7 protein-coding genes are annotated in these 25,585 nt (G+C 45.6%); 4 read left to right on the top strand and 3 right to left on the bottom strand.

Translation table 11 applies throughout. The annotated features are described in order from the left end of the window. Both AB6E85_RS13180 and AB6E85_RS13175 read left to right on the top strand, forming a co-directional pair. A partial coding sequence (locus AB6E85_RS13180) for a tandem-95 repeat protein (RefSeq protein ID WP_372142992.1) occupies positions 1 to 18,335 on the top strand: 18,335 nt, incomplete at its 5' end. 212 nt (positions 18,336 to 18,547) lie between these two features. Next, complete coding sequence (locus AB6E85_RS13175) at positions 18,548 to 18,901, top strand: hypothetical protein (RefSeq protein WP_017072193.1); 354 nt, start codon at positions 18,548 to 18,550, stop codon at positions 18,899 to 18,901. A gap of 215 nt (positions 18,902 to 19,116) precedes the next feature. On the opposite strand, the gene AB6E85_RS13170 is transcribed toward AB6E85_RS13175, so the two are convergent. From AB6E85_RS13170 to AB6E85_RS13160, 3 genes are all read right to left on the bottom strand, one after another. After that, on the bottom strand, positions 19,117 to 20,013 hold the full coding sequence (locus tag AB6E85_RS13170) for an RNA polymerase sigma factor RpoD/SigA (RefSeq protein WP_050620843.1): 897 nt from the start codon (positions 20,011 to 20,013) through the stop codon (positions 19,117 to 19,119). A gap of 411 nt (positions 20,014 to 20,424) precedes the next feature. Continuing rightward, complete coding sequence (locus tag AB6E85_RS13165; protein ID WP_372142991.1) at positions 20,425 to 20,757, bottom strand: Hpt domain-containing protein; 333 nt, start codon at positions 20,755 to 20,757, stop codon at positions 20,425 to 20,427. Further along, positions 20,751 to 22,340, bottom strand: coding sequence for a response regulator (locus AB6E85_RS13160; RefSeq protein ID WP_061038344.1), 1,590 nt, complete (start codon positions 22,338 to 22,340; stop codon positions 20,751 to 20,753). Before AB6E85_RS13160 ends, AB6E85_RS13165 begins: the two co-directional genes overlap by 7 nt. Positions 22,341 to 22,695: 355 nt before the next feature. On the opposite strand from AB6E85_RS13160, the gene AB6E85_RS13155 reads away from it, so the two are divergent. Both AB6E85_RS13155 and AB6E85_RS13150 read left to right on the top strand, forming a co-directional pair. Continuing rightward, the gene (locus AB6E85_RS13155) at positions 22,696 to 24,309 is read left to right on the top strand and encodes a methyl-accepting chemotaxis protein (protein ID WP_372142990.1); all 1,614 of its coding nucleotides are present in this window, start codon (positions 22,696 to 22,698) and stop codon (positions 24,307 to 24,309) included. 131 nt (positions 24,310 to 24,440) lie between these two features. Beyond that, a complete protein-coding gene (locus tag AB6E85_RS13150; RefSeq protein WP_372142989.1) occupies positions 24,441 to 25,577 on the top strand; it encodes a hypothetical protein in 1,137 nt (378 codons plus the stop codon). Positions 25,578 to 25,585: the final 8 nt, after the last annotated feature.

Below are 25,585 nucleotides of genomic sequence, written 5' to 3'. Positions count from 1 at the left end.
ATGAAGATGGTGCGACCGACGCGACGACTGCGGGTATCAATGTTCTTGAAGTGAACGATCCACCTGTAGCTGGTCCAACGTCGTATACGATTGATGAAGACTCAGTACTGACATTCAGTGAATCACAGGTACTACTTAACGCTTCGGATGTGGAAGGGGATGTTGAGCTAGTTGGTATTAGCTACGATGGCCCTGAGGGCATCTTCTCAGTAAATGGTGATGGCACTTGTAGCTTCGCTCCGAATGAGAACTTTAATGGCCAAGTTCAGCTTGATGTCACCATTCGTGATGAAGACGGTGCAGAGGTTGAAACCGTCATCAATGTTGACGTTCTGCCAATCAATGATGCACCAGTATCGGGTGATTTGGCTTACAACGTTAACGAAGACGGTTCAATCACACTGAGCCAAGAGCAACTGTTGTCTCAAGCGTTTGATGTTGAAGGTGAAGACCTAACCGCGAGCGACTTAACGGTAGATGGTAACGCAACAGTAACCGCCAATGATGATGGTAGCTTTACCATCGTTCCAGATGCGAACTTCAATGGTGACATTGATATTCAATTCAACATCACTGATGGTACTGACACAGTTCAAGCAACCGCCGATCTTACTGTTAACCCAGTTAATGACTTGCCGGTTCCTCAAGACCAACAATTCAGTATTGCAGAAGACGGTACGCTTCAATTTACAGATGCCGACCTACTCACCGGTGCCACCGATATTGATGGCGACGACTTAACCGTTGAAGGTATTAGCTATACAGGTGGTGATGGCGTACTGACCGACCACGGTGATGGTACTTATACCTTTGCGCCAAATGAAAACTTCAATGGCGATGTGAACTTCAGTTTCGATGTGTCTGATGGCACAGAAACGGTCAGCGCTAACATTGATGTGAGTGTGACACCTGAGAACGATCCGCCAGTTGCGGGTTCAACCTCATACATGGTCAATGAAGACAATGCCATCACAATTTCTGATGAACAGTTGCTAGCTAACTCTTCGGATATTGAAGGTCCGGTGTCGGTTGATACTGTGACTTACAGTGGCACTGATGGTGTGTTCCAAGATAACGGCGATGGCAGCTATACCTTCCTTCCTAACGAAAACTTCAGCGGTGATATTAGCCTTGATGTGATTGTTGCAGATGAAGAGGGTGCAATTGATGAAACCACAGCAGGTATTACCGTTCTTGAAGTGAACGACCCACCAGTTGCGGGTCCAACGTCATACACAATTGACGAAGATTCTGTTCTGACGTTCAGTGAATCTCAGATTCTTGTGAATGCTTCGGATATCGAAGGCGATGTAGAACTTGTTGGCATTAACTACGATGGCTCTGACGGTATCTTCACTGTAAATGGTGATGGTACATGTAGCTTTGCACCCAACGAAAACTTCAATGGTCAGGTTCAACTGGGTGTGACCATTCAAGATGAAGATGGCGCAACGGTTGAAACACACATTAACGTTGATGTATTGCCAATCAATGATGCGCCAGTATCGGGTGATTTGGCTTACACCATCAATGAAGATAGCTCCATCACGCTAAGCCAAGAGCAATTGCTTGCAAGAGCCGATGATATCGATAGCGACAACTTAGAAGCTATCAACCTATCTACTGATGAAAATGCGACCATCCAACACAATGATGATGGCAGCTACACCATTACGCCTAACGCCGACTACAACGGTGACCTAGACCTGAACTTCGATATCATCGATAACGATGGTGGTTCAGTTCAAGTTGGCCTAGACATTACCGTGAATCCGGTTAATGACTTGCCACAAGCGCAAGATCAACAGTTCACGATTGAAGAAGACGGTACGTTACTCTTCACCGATGCTGACCTGCTTGCAGGTGCGTCGGATATTGATGGTGATGAACTGTCGATTGAAAACGTGCTCTACACAGGTGCAGATGGTGTTCTTAGCGATAATGGCGACGGCACATATAGCTTTGCTCCAAACGAGAACTTCAATGGTGATGTTCAATTCTCATTCGATGTCTCTGACGGTACTGATTCAACATCAGCTGTTATTGATGTCAGCGTAACGCCTGAGAATGATCCACCGGTAGCGGGCTCGACATCTTACACAGTCCAAGAAGATGGGCAAATCACGATCAGTGATGAGCAACTATTGGCAAACTCTTCCGATGTAGAAGGCGATGTTTCACTGTCTGGAGTATCGTACTCCGGTGATGACGGCTCATTTGTTGATAATGGCAATGGTACTTACACCTTTACGCCAAATGAAAACTTCGATGGTGATATTTCACTAGACGTTGTTGTCGTTGACGAAGACGGTGCAACCGCAACCACAACTGCTGGCATCGATGTTATTGCTGTGAATGATGGACCTGAAACTTCGGGCATTCAGGCTGAAGTCGATGAAGATAATTCAATCACCATTACTCAAGAGCAGTTACTCGCTAATGCGACCGATGTTGAAGGTGATGAGTTAACGGCATCTAACCTACAAACCAACGATCCAGATGCGACAATTGTTACTAATGACGATGGTTCATTCACTATTACGCACACAGAAAACTTCAATGGCGAGTTGGACTTCACATACAGCATCAGTGATGGTGAGAATGAAGTTCTGACGACACTCGACTTGACGGTTAACCCTGTCAACGATGCGCCAGAAGCGGGCGATGAAATCTTCATCCAAGCGCAAGAAGACCAAACAGTTGGTGTGACACTTCGTGAAGAACCAGCACTACGTTTAGACCAAGCGCCAGAAAACGGCATCATTGAAGCAAATGTGAATGACGAATGGGTGGTACTGGAAGTAGGACAAGAAGTTCCTGCAGATACCGAAGTGCGCTTTGTTCCAAGTGAAGATGCTCTTGCTGAAGGTACACACACCACACAAATCGGTACGTTTGACGATAACGCGAGCGTGGATGATTGGGGTACAGAAGTTGACCCTTATACGCGTGAGTTCTCAGATGGTGACTTAACGGTAACTGTTCAAAGTAACGATGACCCTCTTGGTGCCTGGAATGGCAACACCCACATTGGTCATGGTATCGGTGATACTGACCGCCAAGGCTTAAGTGGTGATGAGAAACTGACGGTTTCAGTTGAAGGTCAAGACATCAATGAAATCAGTTTCCACCTAGATGGTTTGGGTGGCTGGTTCATGGAAGAGTCTCGTCACTTTACAGAAGTAGAAATCAAAGCGTTCAATGAGGATGGCGACCTAATTGACTCGATGACTTACCACAAAGAAGACCGTGGTACTTTCGAGACAGATTACACGCTAACGGTTGATCAACCAGTGTCCTACTTTGAGCTTGGTACCGTGCAAGGTAATGGTACTTACGTCGTTCAAAACATGACAGTGTCACAAACTTGTCATGATGAAGCGGTGTTTACATCGATTGGTGTAGATGGCTCAGAGATTACTGAAACGGTTGAGTTGAATATCCATGCGGGTGACAACGAAATCGAGTTAACGGCTGATCTTCCGAATATTACTGTCGATACCGATGGTTCTGCCCAGTTTGCTTCGGTTGTGATTACCGAAGAGCAACTACTGGCGCAAGCATCTGATATTGATGGCGACGACCTTGATATTGAAAATCTAGAGCTAGTGGGTGAAAACTCAGAGCATGCAACACTCACCGATAATGGTGATGGCACTTGGACGGTAACACCGGATGAAAACTTCCATGGTGAAATCGAACTTGGTTACCAAGTTACCGATGGTGAGCTGACAGACAGCAATATCATCAATATCAATTTCGAATCAGTAAATGATGCGCCAATCGTTTCTGGCCCGATTGTTCTATCGACAGATGAAGATGAAGGTATCACGTTCAGTGCAGATGACTTGCTAGCGAACACCACAGATGTGGAAGGCGATACGCTGTCTATTTCTGACATCACTTACGGTGGTGATAACGGTGAGCTAGTTGATAACGGCGATGGTACGTTTACCTTCATGCCGAATGAAAACTTCAATGGTGAAATCGACATCGACTACAAGGTGTTTGATGGAACTGATGAAGTTGCAACGCATCTAGACCTAACGGTCGTACCAGTCAATGATGTGCCGGTTCCGGGTGAACCATTGCACACCCAAATGCTTGAAAACGGCTCCATGATCATCGAAGCGAAAGACCTATTGTCTGGTGCTACCGATGTTGATGGCGACATTCTTCATGTCGAAAACCTATTACTTGCAGACCAAACGCAAGGTACGTTAACGGATAACGGTGATAATACCTTTACCTTCGAACCTGCAGAAGACTTCTACGGTGAAGTGAATCTGACTTTCGATATCAGTGATGGGCAAGCAAGCGCACCAAGTACAGCAAGAGTTGACGTTGAAATTGTCAATGAAGGCCCTGAGGTGAGTGGTCCAATTGAAGCCGCTGTTGATGAAGATGGTTCAATCACTATCACTCAAGAGGATCTGTTAGCGAATGCAACCGATGTAGATGGCGATAACCTTGAAGCGGTTAACTTTGCGACCAACGATCCAAATGCGGTTGTTGTAGAAAACCCAGACGGTAGCTTCACTATTACACCAAGTGCAGATTTCTTTGGTGAGATTGAGTTTACTTATGATGTCACTGACGCGATCGAAACTGTTGCGGCTGACCTCAACCTAACCGTAAACCCTATCAACGATGCTCCAGACGTGCCTGACATGTCTTTCACTACGGAAGACGGTCAAGCGATTACCATTACCGAAGCTGAACTATTAGCACAAGCGACAGACATTGAAGGCGACGAACTGTCAGTTGTGAATGTGACGAGTGCAAGCGACACGGTAGAAGTCACAGACAATGGCGATGGAACATACACATTAACACCAGAGCAGGGCTTCTTCGGTAACGTTGACTTAGCGTTTGATGTGAGCGATGGCACTGATGTGGTTGCCGCAAACATCGACCTAAAAGTTGAGTTCGTCAATGATGCGCCAGAAGCGACGCCAATGGTGGCTGATGTCGACGAAGATGGTTCAATCCTCGTTACACAAGAAATGCTACTGGAGAACGCGAGCGACCAAGATGGCGATGAGCTATTTGCTTCTTCGCTTGAAACCAATGATCCGAACGCAAGCATTGTCGACAACGGTGATGGCACGTACACAGTGACACCTTCTGAAAACTTCAACGGTGATATTGCATTCACTTATGAGGTGAGCGACGGTGAGCTGAGCACGTCGAATGACATGACATTGACCGTTAATCCGGTGAATGACATTCCAGTTGTTGCTCCAGGCCTGTACCACATTGAAGAGGATGGCAGCATCCTGTTCACTCAAGAAGATCTGTTGAGTGGTGCGATTGATATTGATGGCGACGACCTAAGCGTTACTAGCATCAATTACTCTGGCGATGAAGGCACAGTCACCGACAACGGTGATGGCACGTTCAGCTTCGTTCCTGAAGAGCACTTCAGTGGTGACCTGCAGTTCAGCTTTACGGTGACAGACGGCACGGATGAAGTTGAACAAGACATCAATGTTCACATTGAAGCCGTAGCTGATGCACCTGACCTAGTTATCACGGATGGCGATGGTGTCAACGTTGATGATGAAGCAATTCTGGTTGAGCCAGGCGGCATTGTTGAGCTTAATATTGCAGCGGCGCTGGTAGACCAAGATCTATCAGAAACATTGACGGTAACGGTTGATGGTGTGCCTGAAGGCTCAGTGATTACCTACGATAACGAAGGGGTAATCAATAACCAAGACAACGGTATCACCAGTTACAACGATACTGAAATTACAGTCACATTTGAGGGTGAGACGGCTGGTTACGAAAACACAGCGGGTTACTACAAAGTTGACGAAGACGGCAACATCACGGGCGTTGAAATCGTCTACGAGAACGCCTCACAAGTCGATGGTGGTGGTGACCTTGTTCCTGGGCAAGAACAGTTCAGCTTCCAAGTTGCGGAAGGCGAAAGCTTTAACCTGTTCTTAATTCCAAACGGACATCAGCACAACGACTTTGATGCGATGCAAGGCGGTCAGTACGAGTTCCGTGCTGAGGATGGTTCACCTGCGAACATGGATACGGTTGATCCTCAACTTGTCTTTGTTGCGGCAGATGGAACCGAGACCGTGATTCAAGGCCAGAATGGTGACGCGATCTTCCATGGTGGTTCAAGCTCTCAGCTAAACCAAGATGGTATAGAACATACTCGCACGACGGTTAATGAAGACGGCGAGCTGGTTTACGGCTTTGAAGATTTGTATGGCGGCGGTGATGCTGACTACACAGATTTCAACTTCACAATCGATGTCGGTGAAGTGAACAGCCAAATCTACAGCGGTGAAGTGACGGTTGGCCCTGATGGTACGGTGAACTTACCAACAACGGCTATCGAAAATGCACTACAAATCCAGCTACCTGAAGACTTCAACGAACAGCTTGAAGTTCATGTAACCGCAACCGCAACAGAGCTATCGAATGATGATTCTGAAACGGTCTCTCAAACCATCTACATTAACGCGACAGGCGCGCACATTGAGCACGCACCTGAAGCACTTCCGGTTTCTGCAACGGTTGAAGAAGATGGTTCAATCATCATTACGCAAGAAGACCTATTAGCTAATGCGCGTGATTTAGATGGCGATCAGCTGACGGCTCTGAATTTAGCAACCGATGATGAGAGCGTTACGATTACCGATAACGGTGATGGTACGTACACATTAACGCCAGATGCTGATTTCAATGGTGATGTAAGCTTTACGTTTGATGTGTCTGATGGTGATGATGTTGTCTCTACCAACCTAGAGCTAACGGTTTCACCTGTGAACGACGGTCCAGAAGCACAAGACCAGACATTCACAGTCGGCGAAGATGGCGTGTTAACTTTCAATGACCAAGACCTATTAACAGGTGCGACGGACATTGAAGGGGACGACCTAAGTGTTGAAGGTGTAACGTACACTGGAACAGACGGTGTCCTAACTGATAATGGCGATGGCACATACAGCTTCGCACCAAATGAAAACTTCAATGGCGATGTGAACTTCTCGTTCAATGTATCAGATGGTACCGATACGGTAAGCGCCAACATTGATGTGAGCGTGACGCCAGAGAATGATCCACCGGTTGCGGGTAGCACGTCTTACACGGTTCATGAAGACAACTCTATTACGATCAGTAACGAACAATTGCTAGCGAACTCTTCGGATATCGAAGGTGAAGTGGCGATTGATAGCGTGACTTACAGTGGTAGTGACGGTGTTCTAGAAATCAACGGCGACGGTACATATACCTTCTCTCCAAACGAGAACTTCAATGGCGAAGTTAGCCTTGATGTGGTTGTTGTGGATGAAGACGATGCAGCCGTATCGACTACAGCGGGAATTACGGTTCTAGAAGTGAACGATCCGCCAGTTGCTGGCCCAACGTCATACACTATCGATGAAGATTCAGTACTGACTTTCAGTGAGTCTCAAGTTCTGCTGAACGCATCTGATATTGAAGGTGATGTTGAGCTTATTGAGATCAACTACGACGGTCCAGACGGCATCTTCTCAATCAATGGTGACGGTACATGTAGCTTCGCACCGAATGAAAACTTCAACGGCCAAGTGCAGTTGGATGTGACCATTCAAGATGAAGACGGCGCTCAAGTTGATACGTTTATTACGGTTGATGTATTACCAATCAACGACGTACCAGTATCAGGCGACCTGGCATACAGTGTTGAGGAAGACGGTTCGATTACCTTGAGCCAGGAGCAGCTTCTTTCTCAAGCGAGTGATGTAGATGGCGACGACCTTACTGCTTCTAACTTGATTGTTGATGGAGACGCGACGGTTGTTGCTAACGATGACGGCAGCTTTACCATTACGCCAGATGCGAACTTCAATGGTGACATTGACCTAACGTTCGACATTAGCGACGGTACAGATACGCTGGTTGCGACGGCTGACCTAACCGTTAACCCAGTTAATGATCTTCCACAACCACAAGATCAAACGTTCAGCATCGGTGAAGACGGCATCTTGAACTTCACTGACGAAGACTTGCTGACAGGTGCGACTGACATTGATGGAGATGACCTATCGGTTGAAGGCGTTACTTACACAGGTGCGGATGGTGTTCTTACTGATAATGGCGACGGAAGCTACAGCTTTGCGCCAAACGAAAACTTCAATGGTGATGTGAACTTCAGTTTTGATGTGTCAGATGGCACGGATACGGTTCAAGCCAACATTGATGTCAGCGTGACACCAGAGAACGATCCACCGGTTGCAGGTAGCACGTCTTACACCGTTCATGAAGACAACTCAATTACCATCAGTGACGAACAGTTACTTGCTAACTCTTCGGACATTGAAGGTGATGTGGCAGTCGATAGCGTGACTTACACTGGCGCTGACGGTGTCTTTGAAGACAATGGTGACGGTACTTACACCTTCTCACCGAACGAAAACTTCAACGGCGAAGTTAGCCTTGATGTCGTCGTTACTGATGAAGAGGGCGCAACTGATGCGACCACCGCGGGTATTACTGTACTTGAGGTGAACGATCCACCAATCGCAGGCTCAACCAGCTACTCAGTCAACGAGGACGAAGTTATCACCATCAGTTCAGAGCAACTGTTGGCGAACGCTTCTGATATCGAAGGTGAAGTGGCGATTGATAGCGTTAACTACACAGGCTCAGACGGTATCTTTACCGACAATGGTGACGGAACATTCAGCTTCGCACCTAACGCGAACTTCGATGGCGATGTAAGCCTTGATGTTGTCGTTACTGATGAAGAAGGCGCAACCGTAGCGACCAACGCAAGCATTGATGTTCTGCCTGTTAACGATGCTCCGGTATCGGGCGACTTGGCGTACAGCGTGGACGAAGATGGCTCAATTACCTTGAGCCAAGAGCAATTACTTGCTCAAGCGAGTGACGTGGATGGCGATGACTTAACAGCGGCTAACCTGACCGTTGGTGGTGATGCGACAGTTACTGCAAACGATGATGGTAGTTTCACTATCACGCCAGATGCTAACTTCAATGGCGACATTGATTTGAACTTCGACATTACCGATGGTGATGCGACGCTTCAAGCAACGGCTGACCTAACGGTTAACCCAGTTAATGACTTGCCAACAGTCGGTGAGCCACAATTTGTGACTCAAGAAGACACCAGCTTTACCTTCACAGAAGAACAACTGCTGCAAAATGCGGGCGACATTGATGGCGATAACCTATCGGTTGAAAATGTGGCTTCAGATAGCGGTACTTTGGTAGATAACGGCGACGGCACTTACACATTCGCACCGAATGAAAACTTCGACGGTAATGTGAATGTGACGTTCGACGTGAATGACGGTACCGCGACAGTACCAGCAGAAGCGACGATTGATGTTCAATCTGTGGTTGATATGCCAGAGCTGTCGATTGCGTCTGATTTGGTGATTGCTTCCGATAACTTCGAGTCTGGCTCAAACGGTTGGAATACAGGTACTGAAAGCTCACAAGGCTTCGAGTCGGGTGACATGCTAGGTCGTATTGGTGGAACGGGCGGTGATGAAGCCGTCAGCAAAACTTACGACATTCCAAGTGATGTGAGCGAAGTTAATATCTCGTTCAACTTCTACGAAATTGACTCTTGGGATGGTGAGTCGTTCCAAATCTTTGTCGGTGGCGAAGAGCTTACCTCGTTAGATAACTCTGCGTTCCGTACTCAAGATGGCACAACAACGCTCTACGATTCAGAAGGAAATGAAGTCGGCGAAGTGGTTCACGGCGTATCGCAAGGTGAGGGCTTCAGTGGTTGGAATGACCAAGCACATCAAATCAACCTAACGGTACCAGTAGAAGACGGCCAACTTGAACTTGGCTTCGGTTCAACTCTGAATCAAAGCGTCAATGACGAGTCGTTTGGTATCGACAACATCGAAATCACAGTGTCTGACGCGGAATACCAAATCATTGGTACCGAAGATACACCTGTACCACTCGATATTGATGCCGCTCTAACCGATACCGATGGCTCAGAAAACCTTGCTATCTTGATTGAAGACGTGCCAGAAGGCAGCTCGCTTTCTGCAGGTATCGATAACGGTGATGGCACATGGTCATTGCAACCAGGTGAGCTAGAAGGGCTAGAGTTTATCCCTTCAGGTGACTTCAATGGTGATGTGGTTCTAACTGTGAATGCAACATCGACTGATGTTGATACGGGCACCACCGCAACAGCTACGCAAGACGTGACGATTCACATTTCACCTGCGAACGATGCTCCAGAAGTTGACGGTGATATTAGTGCCGTTACAGCCGAAGATAACAGCATCACGCTAACTCAAGAACAGTTGCTAGAGCACGCTGTCGACATTGATGGCGATGACCTATCGGCAATCAATCTAACCACCAATGATGAAAATGCGACCGTTCAAATGAACGACGATGGCAGTTTCACCATTACACCGAGTGAAAACTTCAACGGTAATATCGAATTTAGTTACGATGTCACCGATGGAGAGGACATGGTCGCTGCTGGCCTAGACTTGACGGTAACACCTGTCAATGATGCGCCAGAGCCACAAGATCAAGCATTCACTATTGGTGAAGATGGGGTTCTTAACTTCTCTGACGCTGACCTGTTAACGGGTGCAACGGATGTTGAAGGTGATGACCTAACAGTCGAAGGTGTGACATACACGGGTGCTGATGGTGTGCTTACCGACAATGGTGACGGAAGCTACAGTTTTGCGCCAAACGAGAACTTCAATGGTGATGTGAACTTCAGCTTTGATGTGTCAGATGGCACGGATACGGTTCAAGCCAGCATTGATGTGAGCGTGACGCCTGAGAACGATCCACCAGTGACGGGTAGTACGTCTTACACTGTGCATGAAGACAACTCAATCACGATCAGTAACGAACAGCTATTAGCCAACTCTTCAGATATTGAAGGTGAGGTTGCGATTGATAGCGTGACTTACACTGGCAGTGATGGTGTGTTCGAAGACAACGGTGACGGCACTTACACCTTCTCGCCAAACGAGAACTTCAATGGTGATGTGAGCTTAGCGGTTGTTGTTACCGATGAAGAAGGGGCAACAGAAGCGACCACAGCGGGAATCACCGTACTTGAGGTGAACGATCCGCCAATCGCAGGCTCAACCAGTTACTCAGTCAACGAAGATGAAGTTATCACCATCAGTGCAGAGCAACTGTTGGCGAACTCTTCGGATATTGAAGGCGAAGTGGCGATTGATAGCGTTACTTACACAGGCGCTGACGGTATCTTTACTGAAAACGGTAACGGCACATTCAGCTTTGCACCGAACGCAAACTTCGATGGCGATGTTAGCCTCGATGTCGTGGTGACAGATGAAGACGGTGCGACAGTAGCCACCAGCGCAAGTATTGATGTTCTTCCAATTAACGATCCACCAGTATCGGGTGACTTGGCATACAGCATTGATGAAGATGGTTCGATTACTCTGACTCAAGAGCAGTTGCTATCTCAAGCCTCTGATGTGGATGGCGATGACCTGACCGCAAGCAATTTAAGCGCAGGCGATAATGCAACCGTTGTTGATAATGGCGATGGCACCTTTACGGTAACGCCGGATGCTAATTTCAATGGTGATATCGACCTAAGCTTTGATATTTCGGACGGTACTGAGTCAATTGTGACGAACGCCGATCTGACGGTAAACCCAGTCAATGACTTGCCAACGACATCTGATGTTTACGCGAACGTTGATGAAGATAATGTCATCACTATCACGCAGGAGCAGCTACTTGCGAATGCCGCTGATATTGAGGGCGATGATCTTGTCGCTTCCGACTTAACCTTAGTGGGTGACGATGCAACAATTGTCGATAATGGCGATGGCACGTTCTCAATCACTCCAAGCGAAAACTTCAATGGCTACATCGATGTTGCCTACAGCATCAGCGATGGCGACACTCCAATTGCCGCTAACTTAGGCTTGACCGTTGATCCAGTTAACGACGCGCCAATTGTTTCTGCTGATGTGGCGATAACCATTGAAGAAGATGGTTCATACACCATTACTCAAGAAGAGCTCCTACAATTCGCGACTGACATCGAAGACGATGACATGACCGCAATTATTGGAGAACAGGGTGATGAAACAACCGTAACTGGCACTGTGTTGGATGCTGAAACCAGTAATCCAGTGTCTGGTGCAGAAGTCACCCTGACCGACAGTGCTGGCAATAGCTACACCACAGTAACGGATGACTCAGGAAATTACTCTGTTACAGGTTCAGTCGTTGACCAAGGTACGGTCACCATTGAGCAAGAAGGCTCTATTACTAACAGCTTCCTTGTCCCTGCGGGTGAAGATGTGAATGGTGGCGTAACCGCTATATCTGAAGTACTTGAAGACACAGATATGCGTATCGTGGTGACTTGGGGTGAAAGTCCTCGAGATATGGATAACCACTTATGGCTATACGATACAGATAATGGCAATGAGTTAGACCATATTTACTACCGCGACATGAGCCATGATCTTGGTGAAGGTAACGTTGTTCAACAAGATGTGGATGATGTAAATGGCCATGGTCCTGAAACCATTACCATTCCAAACTACCAAGATGCTGACATGCACTATTCAGTACACAACTACACCAACAGAAGTTGGGATGTAGATGGTGTTGAAGATGTACAAGTTCAGGTGTTTGTAGGCGATACATTGGTTGAAACCTTCAGCCCGGATTTATCTGATAACCCATCAGGTGACCACTGGCATGTATTCGATATCGTGAATGGCATCATTGTTCCAAGCCAAGATGTCGGCACTCAAAATGCGTTCGATTTGCCAACGGCAGAAGAAGCGCTTGCGAATGAAAACGGCATTGATATCTCTGAGTTGCTAACTGGCGATGAAGGTGATGATTCTGGTGATACGGGGGGTAACGAACCAAGTGTTGGAGATGTTTCCATTGAGAACGCGCTTATCACTGACAATGGTGACGGTACTTACACCATTACACCGGAAGAGAACTTCAACGGTGAATTCTCGATTAGCTACAACGTAGACGATGGTAACGGTGGGGTTACTCCAGCGGAACTAGACGTGACCGTAACAGCAGTTAACGACCTGTCAGTAATTTACGATCACGACTACACCATTAATGAAGATGGCTCGCTAACCTTTACCGATGAACAGCTATTGGCAGGTGCAACGGATATTGACGGCGATGACCTTTCTGTCGAGTCGGTTAACTACGAAGGCACAGACGGTGTGTTCACGGATAATGGCGATGGTACTTACACCTTTGCGCCAAACGAGAACTTCAATGGTAATGTCGACCTAACTTACGATGTGAGTGATGGTACTGATGTTGTGTCGGCGAATATTGATGTTCAAGTTGTTCCAATCAATGACGTACCGGTAGCGGGTTCTACAACTTACAGCGTTGAAGAAGACGGCAGTATCACCCTAAGCGATGCACAACTTCTAGCGAATAGCTCGGATGTTGAAGGGGAAGTGTTTGTCAGCGATGTAAGCTACAGCGGCACTGATGGTGTATTCACTGATAATGGTGATGGTACTTACACCTTTGCTCCAAACGAAAACTTTAACGGTGACATCAGTCTTGATGTCTCTGTTATGGATGAAGATGGCGCAACCGCTGAAACAACCGCTGGTATCGACGTCATTGCTGTTAATGACTTGCCAGTTGCAGGTTCAACGACCTACAGCGTTGACGAAGATAACGTGATTACCATCTCTGAAGCGCAGCTTCTTGCGAACAGCTCAGACATTGAAGGTGATGTATCCGTTAGCGACGTTTCCTACTCAGGCGCAGACGGTATCTTCACTGACAATGGTGATGGTACTTACAGCTTCGCACCAAATGAAAATTTCAACGGTAATGTCAGCCTAGATGTCACCGTTGCAGATGAAGATGGTGCAACCGCTCAAACGACTGCGGGAATAGATGTTATCGCAGTCAACGACGCACCAGTATCGGGTGACTTGGCTTACTCAGTGGATGAAGATGGTTCAATCACGCTAAGCCAAGAGCAACTGCTTGCTCAAGCATCGGATGTGGACGGCGATGATCTTACCGCTGCTAACCTAACCGCAGGTGATAACGCGACCGTTACGGCGAACGATGATGGTTCATTTACCATTACCCCGGATGCCGATTTCAATGGCGATATTGACCTAAGCTTCGACCTTTCTGATGGTACTGAAACGGTTGTTGCAACGGCTGACCTTACTGTGAATCCAGTGAATGACATCGCAGTTGTAGAAGATGTCGCTTACACCATTGAAGAAGACGGTTCGCTTACCTTTACTGATGAGCAACTGCTAGCGGGTGCTTCTGATATTGATGGTGATGAGCTTTCAGTTGCCGATGTGTCTTACACTGGCGCAGAGGGTGTGTTCACCGACAATGGCGATGGCACTTACACCTTTGCACCGAACGAGAACTTTAACGGTGAAGTAAGTCTGGACTTCTCAGTATCTGACGGTACAGAGACGGTTGATGCAAATATCGACGTAACGGTAACAGACGTTAACGATGCACCAGTGGCAGGCGCAACGTCTTACCAAATGAACGAAGATGGCACCATCACATTGAGCCCTGAGCAGTTGATTGCTAATAGCTCCGATGTGGACGGTGAAGTGTCGCTTGATAGCGTGAGCTACTCAGGTGCAGACGGTATCTTGGTTCAAAATGAAGATGGTTCGGTAACGTTCGCACCAAACGAAAACTTTAACGGCGACATCAACCTTGATGTGACGGTTATTGATGACGACGGTGCAACGGCTCAAACCACCGCTGGTATTGAAGTTATTGCAGTTAACGACGCACCAGTGGCCGGAAACGTGGCTTACTCGGTTGATGAAGATGGTTCAATTACGCTATCTCAAGAGCAGTTGTTGGCTAACGCATCCGATGTTGATGGTGATGCACTGACCGCAAGCAACCTATCCGCGGGTGACAATGCAACCGTAACAGCAAACGAAGATGGTTCATTTACTATCATGCCGGATGCTGATTTCAACGGTGACATTGATTTGAGCTTCGATGTGTCAGATGGCCTTGAAACTGTTCAAGCTGGCGTCGACCTAACGGTTAACCCAGTCAATGACCTACCAACAGCAGAAGACCAAAACTTTACCGTTGAGGAAGATGGAACGCTAATCTTCACGGATGCAGACCTACTAGCAGGTGCTGCAGACATTGACGGCGATGACTTGTCTATCACAGATGTGTCTTACACGGGCGCAGAAGGTGTATTCACGGATAACGGTGATGGCACTTATAGCTTTGCTCCGAACGAGAACTTCAATGGCGATGTAAATCTTGGCTTCACAGTGACTGATGGCACTGAGACAGTCGATGCCAATATTGGTGTGACGGTAACGGATGTTAACGATGCGCTGGTAGCGGGTTCTACGTCTTACCAAATGAACGAAGATGGCACCATCACAATCAGCCCTGAGCAGTTAATTGCTAATAGTTCTGACGTTGATGGTGAAGTGTCGCTTGAAAGCGTGGCTTACTCAGGCTCTGACGGCACCTTGGTTCAAAACGATAATGGGTCAGTGACCTTCACGCCAAACGAGAACTTTAATGGTGATATCAGCCTAGATGTGGTCGTGACCGATGATGACGGTGCAACTGCAACAACAACGGCAGGAATCGAAGTTCTGGCTGTGAACGATGGACCTGAATCTGAGGATGTGAAACTAACCACAGCCGAAGATAGCACCATTCTTATCACACAAGACATGTTGTTAGCTCAAGCTACCGACATCGATAACACCGCAGACGAGCTATCAGCTTCGGGTCTACAAATCGACCCTAGCTTAGGTGAGTTGCTAGACAACGAAGATGGTACTTGGTCATTTACGCCAAACGAAAACTTCAATGGCGATGTGCCAATGACGTTTAACGTTAGTGATGGTCAAGAGACTATTTCAGTCGACGGCAACATCGATGTTACGCCAGTGAATGATGCACCTGAAGCGCCAACCATTGAGATGCAAGGCGAAGAAGATGTGGTCATGGTGATTGACCCAGCTTACATCGCGGGTCAAGTTACAGACCTTGATGGCGACGAAATCAGCATTGAGAGCATTACAGTTCGAGCTCCAGCGAACGCGACCTTAACTCAGCAACCAGACGGCATGTATCACTTGGTGACTACTCAAGACTTCAATGGCTTAGTAGAACTCGGTTATCAAGCTACTGACGGTGAAGAAATGGTTGATGGCTCGCTGAATGTGGATGTCATTCCGGTTAACGACGCACCATTCAACGTCGGCAACGCAATGATGACCACAAACGAAGATGGCGCGTTCACCTTCGATGCTGGCGACTTGATGAACTTGTTCGGTGACATTGATACCGCTGACCTTGTTGTTTCTCGCATTATCACCGCAGACGGTGAAGATGGCGGAGAAGTAACAGACAACGGTGATGGAACTTGGACATTTACACCAACAGGCGACTTTGCGGGCGTTTCTGACCTACAAGTGGTTGTGAGTGACGGTGAGTTTGAAACGGTTCTCGATGTTCCTGTGTTCGTACGTCCTGTCGCAGATGGCGCGGTTATTACCACCGACCATGACGGTCCATTGGTCTTCGGTGAAGATGAAACGGGTCACTTGGGACTAAACGTTGGCCTAGTCGATGACTCAGAAACACTAAGTAACTTGGTGATGACAGGTTTCCCTGTTGGATTCGAGGTAACCGATGGTGTGAATACCGTGATGATTACCGAACCGGGTCAATACATCGACCTGTTCGACTGGGATATCTCAAACATTCAAATGACACCTCCTGAAGACTTCCATGGTGAGTTCTTCGTAACCGTAAGTGCAACAACCGTTGATTACGGAGATGAGCCAGAAGCGTTTGATGATGGCATCGATACGGGTGATTTCGAGACCGTAGCGGGTGATTCCATCATCCTAACGGCGGACGACCTAATTGGTTTGGCTGAGAATGTGGATGCAGACAGCGATGATGAAGTGAAACTGGTTCATCTTGCCGACCGCAGCCAAGGTGAGATTGTCGATAATGGCGATGGCACTTGGACGTTCACACCAGCACCAGGCTTTACTGGCGGAGCAGACATTGCGTACGTAGTTGATAAAGATGGCGTGCTTCATGATGAGCAAACTGGCGTAGTCGTGAAAGAAGGCGACTCACAAGAGAATGCAGCACCAGAAGTTAACAGCATCACGACGACGGAAATCGCAGCGGATGCCACCTTATCGTTCACTGACGAAGACATGTTAGCGAACCTGAGCGATGCAGAAGGCGACAGCTTGAGCATTGAATCAGTAAGCTTGATGGAAGGTCAGGGCGTAATTGAGAGCGATAACCAAGGTAACTATCAATTCACACCTGCTGAAGACTACACCGGTGATGTTCAAGTTGGGTTTATAGCGACTGATGGCGAAAATCGCATCGAAAGCTTCTTCAATGTGGATATCCAAGGCGGAGATGAAGCTGCGGCGAGCGAAGGTTATGCCTTAGCTGATGATGGTTCACTAACTATCACGGATGCACAGCTGGTGGATGAATTGGGCGTGAGTGATTCTGCACAAGTTGTTGATGTTGCAGACGCGAACGATGCTGGCTTCTTTGCCGAATCAGGTGAAGGTGAGTGGACTTACTGGCCGAACGAAGACTTCGATGGCAATTTAGCGATGAATGTTGAAGTTAACGACGGCGGTGAAGTATCAAGCCACAGTGTAAGTATCCAAGTAGCCGATGAATCAGTGCAAAGTGATGAACCACAAGTCCAAGCTGCTCAAGCAACAGAAGAGCAACAAGTGGAAGTGGCTCAACAAGCTGATGACCAAGCTCAAGATGCTGAAACTGAAGACAGTACAGCAGATGTAACCGCGGCACCGGGCGATACCATCTCTATCTCGATTCCAGATGAGGTAAGTGGTAACGAATCGGTTGATTACGCTGATATGTCTGGTCTACCTGAGGGCGCTACTGTGAGCAATGCACTGGATAACGGTGATGGTAGCTTCACAATCAGTGGCAACCTAGAGCAGCCTGTATCTGTCGAACTACCAGAAGGTTACGAAGGTACTAGTGAGATCCAATTCCAAGGTTACGACGAATTGGGTAGCTCAATAGACGGAGCTAGCGGTTCTGTTGAAGTTGAAGTCGATGACCAATACACCATGCAAGGTTCTACGCAAGAGCAGCAACCGGACATGGCGGGTATGGAATCTGGTGGCAGCGACTGGACAAGTGCGGGAGGTCAAGACCAAGGTGTTGACTTCACGGACGACTCTGGAAGCTTCGATTCAGATTCTCAAACTGGAACTGATCAAGGCAACGACTTCGACCAAAGCTCGATTTAATCGAGAGAGCTTAGTTTTAGTCTAAACCGACATTTAGTGTAAACCAACAAGCAGATAGGGCAGCGTAAAGTTGCCCTCATTAAAGCCATGTAGAGTTATTGATACATGGCTTTTTTTTTTTGTTTTTTTGTTGTTTGTTTCGCTAAATAAACTTGAGAATAGGTAAATATGTCCTTAGTTATTAGAAGGGTCAGTTAGACAGGAGGGACGACATGTATCGTTATGTCAGTTCACCGCAAGCGTCGAAGTACATAGTGCCACCACCTCAACATCGTGAGTTGTCGAGTGTGGATGTGCCTGAGTCCGAATTGGAGATGCGAGAAATATTGAATAATTGGTTTGCTGATGGTTTAGCACCCATTATTGAAAGTGAAGATGACTACATCTCTGCGAGCGATCACGTTCGATTCGAAAAGCTTAGCCGTACCGTTGGGATGTTGTTGAGAAATAAAGATTATTATTTTGCGGCCAAACGGATTTTATCAGTGTGGGAACAAGATTGTCTTGAAACCACTTATATCAATTATCTCATTTTGCGCAGTGAGCGAGTCACTTCTCTAAGGTAAGTTAATGCTGTGGCAATTTTCCTTCGCCATTAGGCATTAGCGACTTAGGGTTCGTGTGCGTACGATCTTTTTGTTTTTCTAGCGAATCAGCAAACAAAAAGGGCAAGCTTGGAGGCTCACCCTAAAGGTTCTTTGTTTTACTTACGTTGTTTTTTTAATTACGTTGCTGTTTTGGCTTAACGTTATTTTCAACTAATTCTAAACTGGGTTACGACTTACACCCAACCATCAAATTTGAGCCGTTTTTGAATTCTCTCGACTGCTTCTTTCTGCATTTGTCTAACACGCTCGTTAGAAACGTTTACATCCAACATTTGTCCGACCTCAGACAGCGTTTTCACGTTGTTATCAAAGAAACCAAAACGGTGGATGAGCACCTTTTGTAATTTTGGAGGAAGTGTATGGATGATTTGTTCTAGAGCTTGGGTAAAGGATTGATCTTCACAATCTTGTTGAGGATCGGGGATATATTCACTTTCACATTGATCAAGCACCATAGGCGCATGGCTAGTTCCAACCGTTGTCGTCACGTCAATAAACCCGCTTAACGCCACCAGTTGATCGACGCGTTTGGCCTTAACACCTGAACTGTCTGATAGCTCAGAAATGGAAACCTCTTTACTCATTTTTTTGCTTACATCGAGCTTTTTAGAGGCGAGGCTGTTTATTTCTTTGCACACGTGGGCTGGCAATCGAACGGTTCGACCCGTGTTCATCAGTGCGGCTTCAATGTTTTCGCGGATCCACCACACAGCATAGGTTGAAAAACGATAACCTGGTTCTGGATCGTATTTGTCGATGGCCTTAATCAAGCCAATGTTGCCTTCCTCGATCAGGTCGAGCAGGGTGAAATTATTGCCTTTACGTTTTAGGTAACTCTTTGCGATTTTCACAACAAGGCGCAGGTTTGATTCGATCATGACATCACGCGCTTTTTTATCACCCGCACGATTCAATTTTGCGTAATACACCTCATCTTCACGCGACAGCAGATCAATGCCAACAATATCTTTCAGATAATGAGCATAAGGGTCTGCACTGGTAGAAAATGATTCGGTAATGGGTGTTTCATCCGTGAGCCCCTGAAACGCAGCAAAACTATCGTTGTTCATTTCCTTGTCCTTATCTAGCCGACTGAACGTTTTATTTTATTATTATGCCACCAAGTGATTAACGCTTGGTTTCATTAGAGTGTAGATAACAGTTTCTTCTTTACCAATAAATAAAATGCAATTTCGTATGTTTATGTCACAAAAAGATCTACAAATATTTAACTATTTTGCATCCCATCAAGTGTGTTGGTTTTTCATTTAAAACATCAAGATGGCTGGTTTATAAAGCATGTGTTATGCATTGCTTTATCTAGATAAATACCGTGAATTTATAGGTGTGGGTTAGATCTATAATTGAGAGGGGATATGATGAAAAAAATGGTAAGAGTCGAGGTTCAATGTTTCCAAGTACCTCAACTCTTTTAGCTGTATCGGCTATTAAGTATGCCACGCACGTCTTAATTCTATCGACTAATAAGTGCTAAGAACCTCATCAATTTGCTGATTAATGATCTTCATTTCGCTGTAGATAACCAAAAGATCATCATCTTGCGGCGCAAGCTTATTGAGTGTGTTTTGTTCTACTCTTTCCAATGCAACTGTGGCCGTTTCTTCACCAAAGCTGGCTAGAATGCCTTTTAAGGTGTGCACCGTAAAATGAAGCTTGCCCCAATCTTGTTGTTGAACCAACTCTTCGATTTCTTGTAGCGAATTGCCATGGTCTTCTTGATATGTAGACAAAACGGCGTAAATGACTTCTCTGTCGTTGTCTAAATAAGCGTTTAAAGCATCAAAGTCTAGCATGTGGACTCCTGTCGGCTGCATGTTGAAAATGGGCTAGGCGGCTTAGTGGAAAAACCATACCGTGATGAATCACTAATCCATTGGTTCCATTTTGGAGGAAGTTCTAATTGTAAGATTTCTTCTAAATAGTCGTCGCTAAGTTTCTCATCTATATGAGCTTTATGGACGGCATATATATAGTCAAGTTTGGCGGCAACTGAATATGGGTAACTGTGAATGTAGTCCTTTAATTCCTGGATCGACCCAAAGTTTTCAATGTTTATACACGTTGAAGGGTCGACATTTTTGGACTCAAGTTTGTGACTTACTGCTTCTCCCCGAGATTTTAGGCATTCCACTGCTAAGTGATAAAGAGAGTACTCACCAAAGTGGACGAGCAGTGGTAATAGTTGAGCGAGCAAGTAAGTCGGTTGGCTTTGGAAATTATTCGCTAACAGGGTCGAAGCTCTAATCACTTTTTTGTGGGCAACCTGAGGGCTATTTTCGATGAGCAATATGCTGCTCTGAAATAGGGCAAGGCTGGCCAAAACTTGCTGCTGTTGTTTTACCGGAAGTTTCAGGTTTACCAACTCGGTGAATTGGTTGGCGTGCTCAAGCAAAATACGTTTGTACTTTAGCTGCGTCTCGCGCTGATACGTTGCTTTTAACGAATTAAAGTGCGCACCAATGGAATGGATGACATCAATATCAGCAGCTGAAATGTGGGTAGCATACATTTCACCTAACTTTATGATCATATGTGTGTTATCTGCGTTCTCAGCTAAGTCGATGGCCCTGATTGCACGATGGCTGATACTCGGTGTCATCTCAAATGCACGAATCGCCAATTTAAGAGCAGGCAGCAGCATTTTGTGTTTTTCATAGATACAGCTTAAGCAATCAATAACGCTTAATGAGAGTGGCTGCGCTATCAGAAAATTGTGGAGCTTATCTATGGCTAAATTTGGCTTGCCTAAGCTGTCGAGAATCAGCGCCTCAGCCACCAATTTGGTTGGGTGCATGTTGGTTTTCGAGTTGTTAATGACGCTAGAGAGTAACTGCCATTTCTTACCGGCAATTAAATGTTCAATCAATGTCGCTTCGAACTGCACGCTAGTACCATTAGGGGAGATCGCCAAAGCTTGAGCTAATCTCTCTTGACTGGCAATTGGATATAAATCATTCAGTTGCGTGAGCTTCTTCGAAACGGACACGGCACTTTGGATCTTTTTACCCAACGTTTGAGTATTAATCGGTTTAGAAACGAAGTGGTGTGCTTCACCTGAAAGGGCGGTTAATACTGTTTCCTGACGCATATCCCCAGAGAGCAAGATTGTTGCCACAGTATGGTCTATCAGGCGATTTCGATACAGAATCCCCAGCAGCTCAAAGCCAGTAAAAGACTGTTCTAAGTGGTAGTCAATGAGGAGTACATGAAAAGAGTGCGTCTCGACTGCTTTAATGGCTTGTCGATAGTCGGTCGCAATAAAGATGCAATCATGTGAAATGCCCAAGCTCGAGAGTTGCTGCTTTATAAGAATAGTTGCACTCTTGGAGTCGTCGACAATTAAAACTCGTAGGTCAGGTGGTAAGGTCAAATCCATTTTCCTCAATACCAAATGTTATTTTTAATCTAGGTGTCAAGTTGCACATTGTCAAGGTGGCGTACCCTTAATTAATTAAGGTTTAAGTCATTGTTGTTAAGATGATTATTTATGCTTCAAGAGATAGCATCGAACGGATCTATTATAGTGTTTTATAGAGTGAGTGAAAGCTGGCGAATTTGAAATTTCCGTTGTGAGAAAAGCAAAGGTATATCGTAATTTTGGTTTACCGTATTCAAGTATTTAATCGAAATTATTTATGGTGATCATATTCTATCTGAATTGTTGTTGGCCAACCTTGGAAGTATTCTTGTAAATAAACGACGGTATATTATTCCGTTTATAAGGATGTTTCATGTTTTCGCTTTCTATAAAAAATAAAGTTATGGCTTTATGCCTTTTTTCTTTTGCTGGTTTCAGTAGTGTTTTATTTGTGGGCGAGGGGGCCTTAAGTAATAACAATCAACAGGTTAACAGGATAGATGAAGTTATCTATCCGGTCATGAACTCTTCGTCAATGAACCGAGTGTTAATATCTCAGGTAGCAGAACGGTTTAATTTGGCTGTCACTTTAGGCGATGAAGAATTGCTTGAAATGAATGCTGTGACCTATAAAGAGATTCTAGCTAATTTTCAGATGCAGGCTGAATTAGATTCATCGATTAAATACTCTACTGTTGAACTTCAGAAAAAAACCACCGCCTATTTCGAGTTAGCGCATCGTATCGCTAAAGGAATGATCGATGGAGACCTCTCATTTGCTGAGGTCGGAGACTTGGCTAGGCAAAATAGTGAAATGCTTGAAGTACTTACGAGAGATATAAATCAGTTCTCGGAAGCCCGAATCTCCGATTTTGAAAATTCAGTCACTTCTCTTGAAGAAAATAATCTTAAATCAAACCACATCATGACGGTGCTTGGCATCACCGCACTCATTTCATTATGTTTGTTTGGATGGTTCGTCGTCCATGCAATACGCAAAGATCTTGCGAATATAAGCGACAAGATGAGAGATATTGCTGAAGGGGAAGGTGATCTAACGGTTCGACTCATACATGAAAAAAATGATGAGCTTAAACCGTTAGTAGATTCATTTAACTCTTTTGTTTCTCACTTGCAACGCAATGTAACTGAGACCATAGAAAACGTTGTGGAGTTGGACTCCATTTCGCGCTCGTTGGTCAGTACAAGCCAAAATACTCGCACGTTATCAAAGAGCCAACATTTGGCCATTGAAGAAGTATCCCAATCCTTACAACAACTCTTTAGCGCAGCTAAGGATATCGCCCTCAATGCTAACGACGCCTCTTTATCTGCAACAAGTGCTAGTGAGCAAGCTTCTATGGGTGAGGCTCAGGTCAAAAGTACGATTCTCGCCGTGCAAGAGTTGACTACAGATGTACGTCAAGCTTCTCAAGTGGTTGGCCAATTGGATACGAGCACTCAAAGTGCTGGATCAATATTAGATTCAATCAGTGCGATTGCCGAGCAAACCAACTTGTTGGCTCTGAATGCGGCAATTGAGGCGGCTAGAGCTGGCGAACAGGGTAGAGGATTTGCTGTTGTCGCTGACGAAGTTCGCACGTTGGCTTCACGAACGCAAAGCTCTACACAAGAAATTCAGTCGGTGCTTTCTCAGCTACAAGAGCAAGCGAAAATGGCTTCAAAAATCATCTCTGATAGCGCCATTAAAGCCGAAAACTGTGTTGAACAATCTTTAATTGCAGAAAAATCCCTTATACAGATCACCAATGACGTTATGGATATTAGTCAACGTAACGACAGCATAGCTTCTGCAACAGAAGAGCAAGAGCAAACGTCCTCTCATATCGAGACGTATGTCAAAGATATCCGTGACATGGCAGAAGGCACGACGGACAGTGTTCAACAAGTAGATTCAGTCGCGCAAGATATTCAAAAAATCACACGAAATTTATCTGAATTAACGGGTCATTTTAAGATTCGTTAATCGTCCTTAATTCTTCCTGCTGTTTTTCTTAATGATGTTTTTCTTGATTACAACCGAGAAGAACAGCGGGAGTTTGCCTCGTATTTGGGGCTTCAAATAATAAAAATGAAAACATAACTGTGGAGTTCGTTATGAAAAAGACAGTAATTGCTGCTGTAGTAAGTGTTACTTGTGGTGCAAATGCTGCAAGTATGGAAGATATTAGTATCAGTGGTTTTGGCTCCGTAGGTATCGGGAAAGCGAACAATGATGTTAATTACGCGGGATATACCAGTGAGAATCTTGAATGGGAACAAGAGACACTTGCTGGACTTCAGTTTGATTTTAAAGTGAATGAGAAAGCTAAGTTTGTCACACAGATTGTTGCGAACAGTCGCTATGACTATGAACCAACGATCGAGATGGCGTATGCATCATACGATTTTGAACGTTTTACAGCTCGTGCTGGTAAGCTACGTCTGCCTCTGTTTTTCTATTCAGATTATACAGACCTGGGTTACGCATACCCTATGATTCGCCCTTCACAAGAGCTATACGAAAACATCGTTTTAAAAAGCTATACCGGTGCTGATCTATTGATTCCTGTAGAGTTTGAAAACTCAAGCCTATTGATTCAACCTGTTGTTGGTATTGGCACTATTGACGAAGATGACTCTATTGTTGGCGAAGTTAAACTTGATAAGCTGATGGGTCTAAGTGCGAACTGGAACGCAGGGGATATGACATTCCGTGGTTCTTACTTTGTTGCTGAATCGAACCCATCTTGTGATTTTAATAGTTCGCTTGATCCTTACTGCCAGATGGCTCAGATGTTAGACAGTAAAGACGGCCAGTTTATTTCGCTTGGTGCGCAATACGACAACGGCGATCTAATCGCAAACATCGAGGGCGCAGATGTACAGCTAGATGGTGAGTTCTATGATTATCAATCTATTTCAACATTAGTTGGCTACAGAGTGAATGAATTTACCCCTTATATCTCTATCAACTGGGTAGAAACGACTGATAACGAAGAGCGAGTAAACCTACCATCTTCGTCTCTTAGAGAAGCTATGAACTACGAGCGTTTGTCTTATGCGGTGGGCTCTCGTTGGGATTTTGCTAAGAACATGTCACTTAAAGTTGATGTTACCTATGTTGACTACAAAGGTACCAGCGGCGGCTTCCAAGAGAATATCGAAACAACTAGTAACCCATTTATCGCAACGGGCAATTTCTTTGAAGATGACTCAATCTTGTATTCAGCTAAATTAGACTTCGTATTCTAAGGTATCAG

The sequence above is a fragment of the Vibrio sp. 10N.247.311.51 genome (assembly GCF_041467855.1).
In the GTDB taxonomy this organism is placed as follows: domain Bacteria; phylum Pseudomonadota; class Gammaproteobacteria; order Enterobacterales; family Vibrionaceae; genus Vibrio; species Vibrio coralliirubri.
Note: the sequence above shows the minus strand (reverse complement) of the source record. Positions and strands in the feature narration are given on the sequence as shown.

Excerpts from the sequence above, each read along its gene's own strand:
- AB6E85_RS13155 (WP_372142990.1), top strand. The coding sequence starts at position 22,696 with ATGTTTTCGCTTTCTATAAAAAATAAAGTTATGGCTTTATGCCTTTTT.
- AB6E85_RS13170 (WP_050620843.1), bottom strand. The coding sequence starts at position 20,013 with ATGAACAACGATAGTTTTGCTGCGTTTCAGGGGCTCACGGATGAAACA.
- AB6E85_RS13175 (WP_017072193.1), top strand. The coding sequence starts at position 18,548 with ATGTATCGTTATGTCAGTTCACCGCAAGCGTCGAAGTACATAGTGCCA.
- AB6E85_RS13165 (WP_372142991.1), bottom strand. The coding sequence starts at position 20,757 with ATGCTAGACTTTGATGCTTTAAACGCTTATTTAGACAACGACAGAGAA.
- AB6E85_RS13160 (WP_061038344.1), bottom strand. The coding sequence starts at position 22,340 with ATGGATTTGACCTTACCACCTGACCTACGAGTTTTAATTGTCGACGAC.
- AB6E85_RS13150 (WP_372142989.1), top strand. The coding sequence starts at position 24,441 with ATGAAAAAGACAGTAATTGCTGCTGTAGTAAGTGTTACTTGTGGTGCA.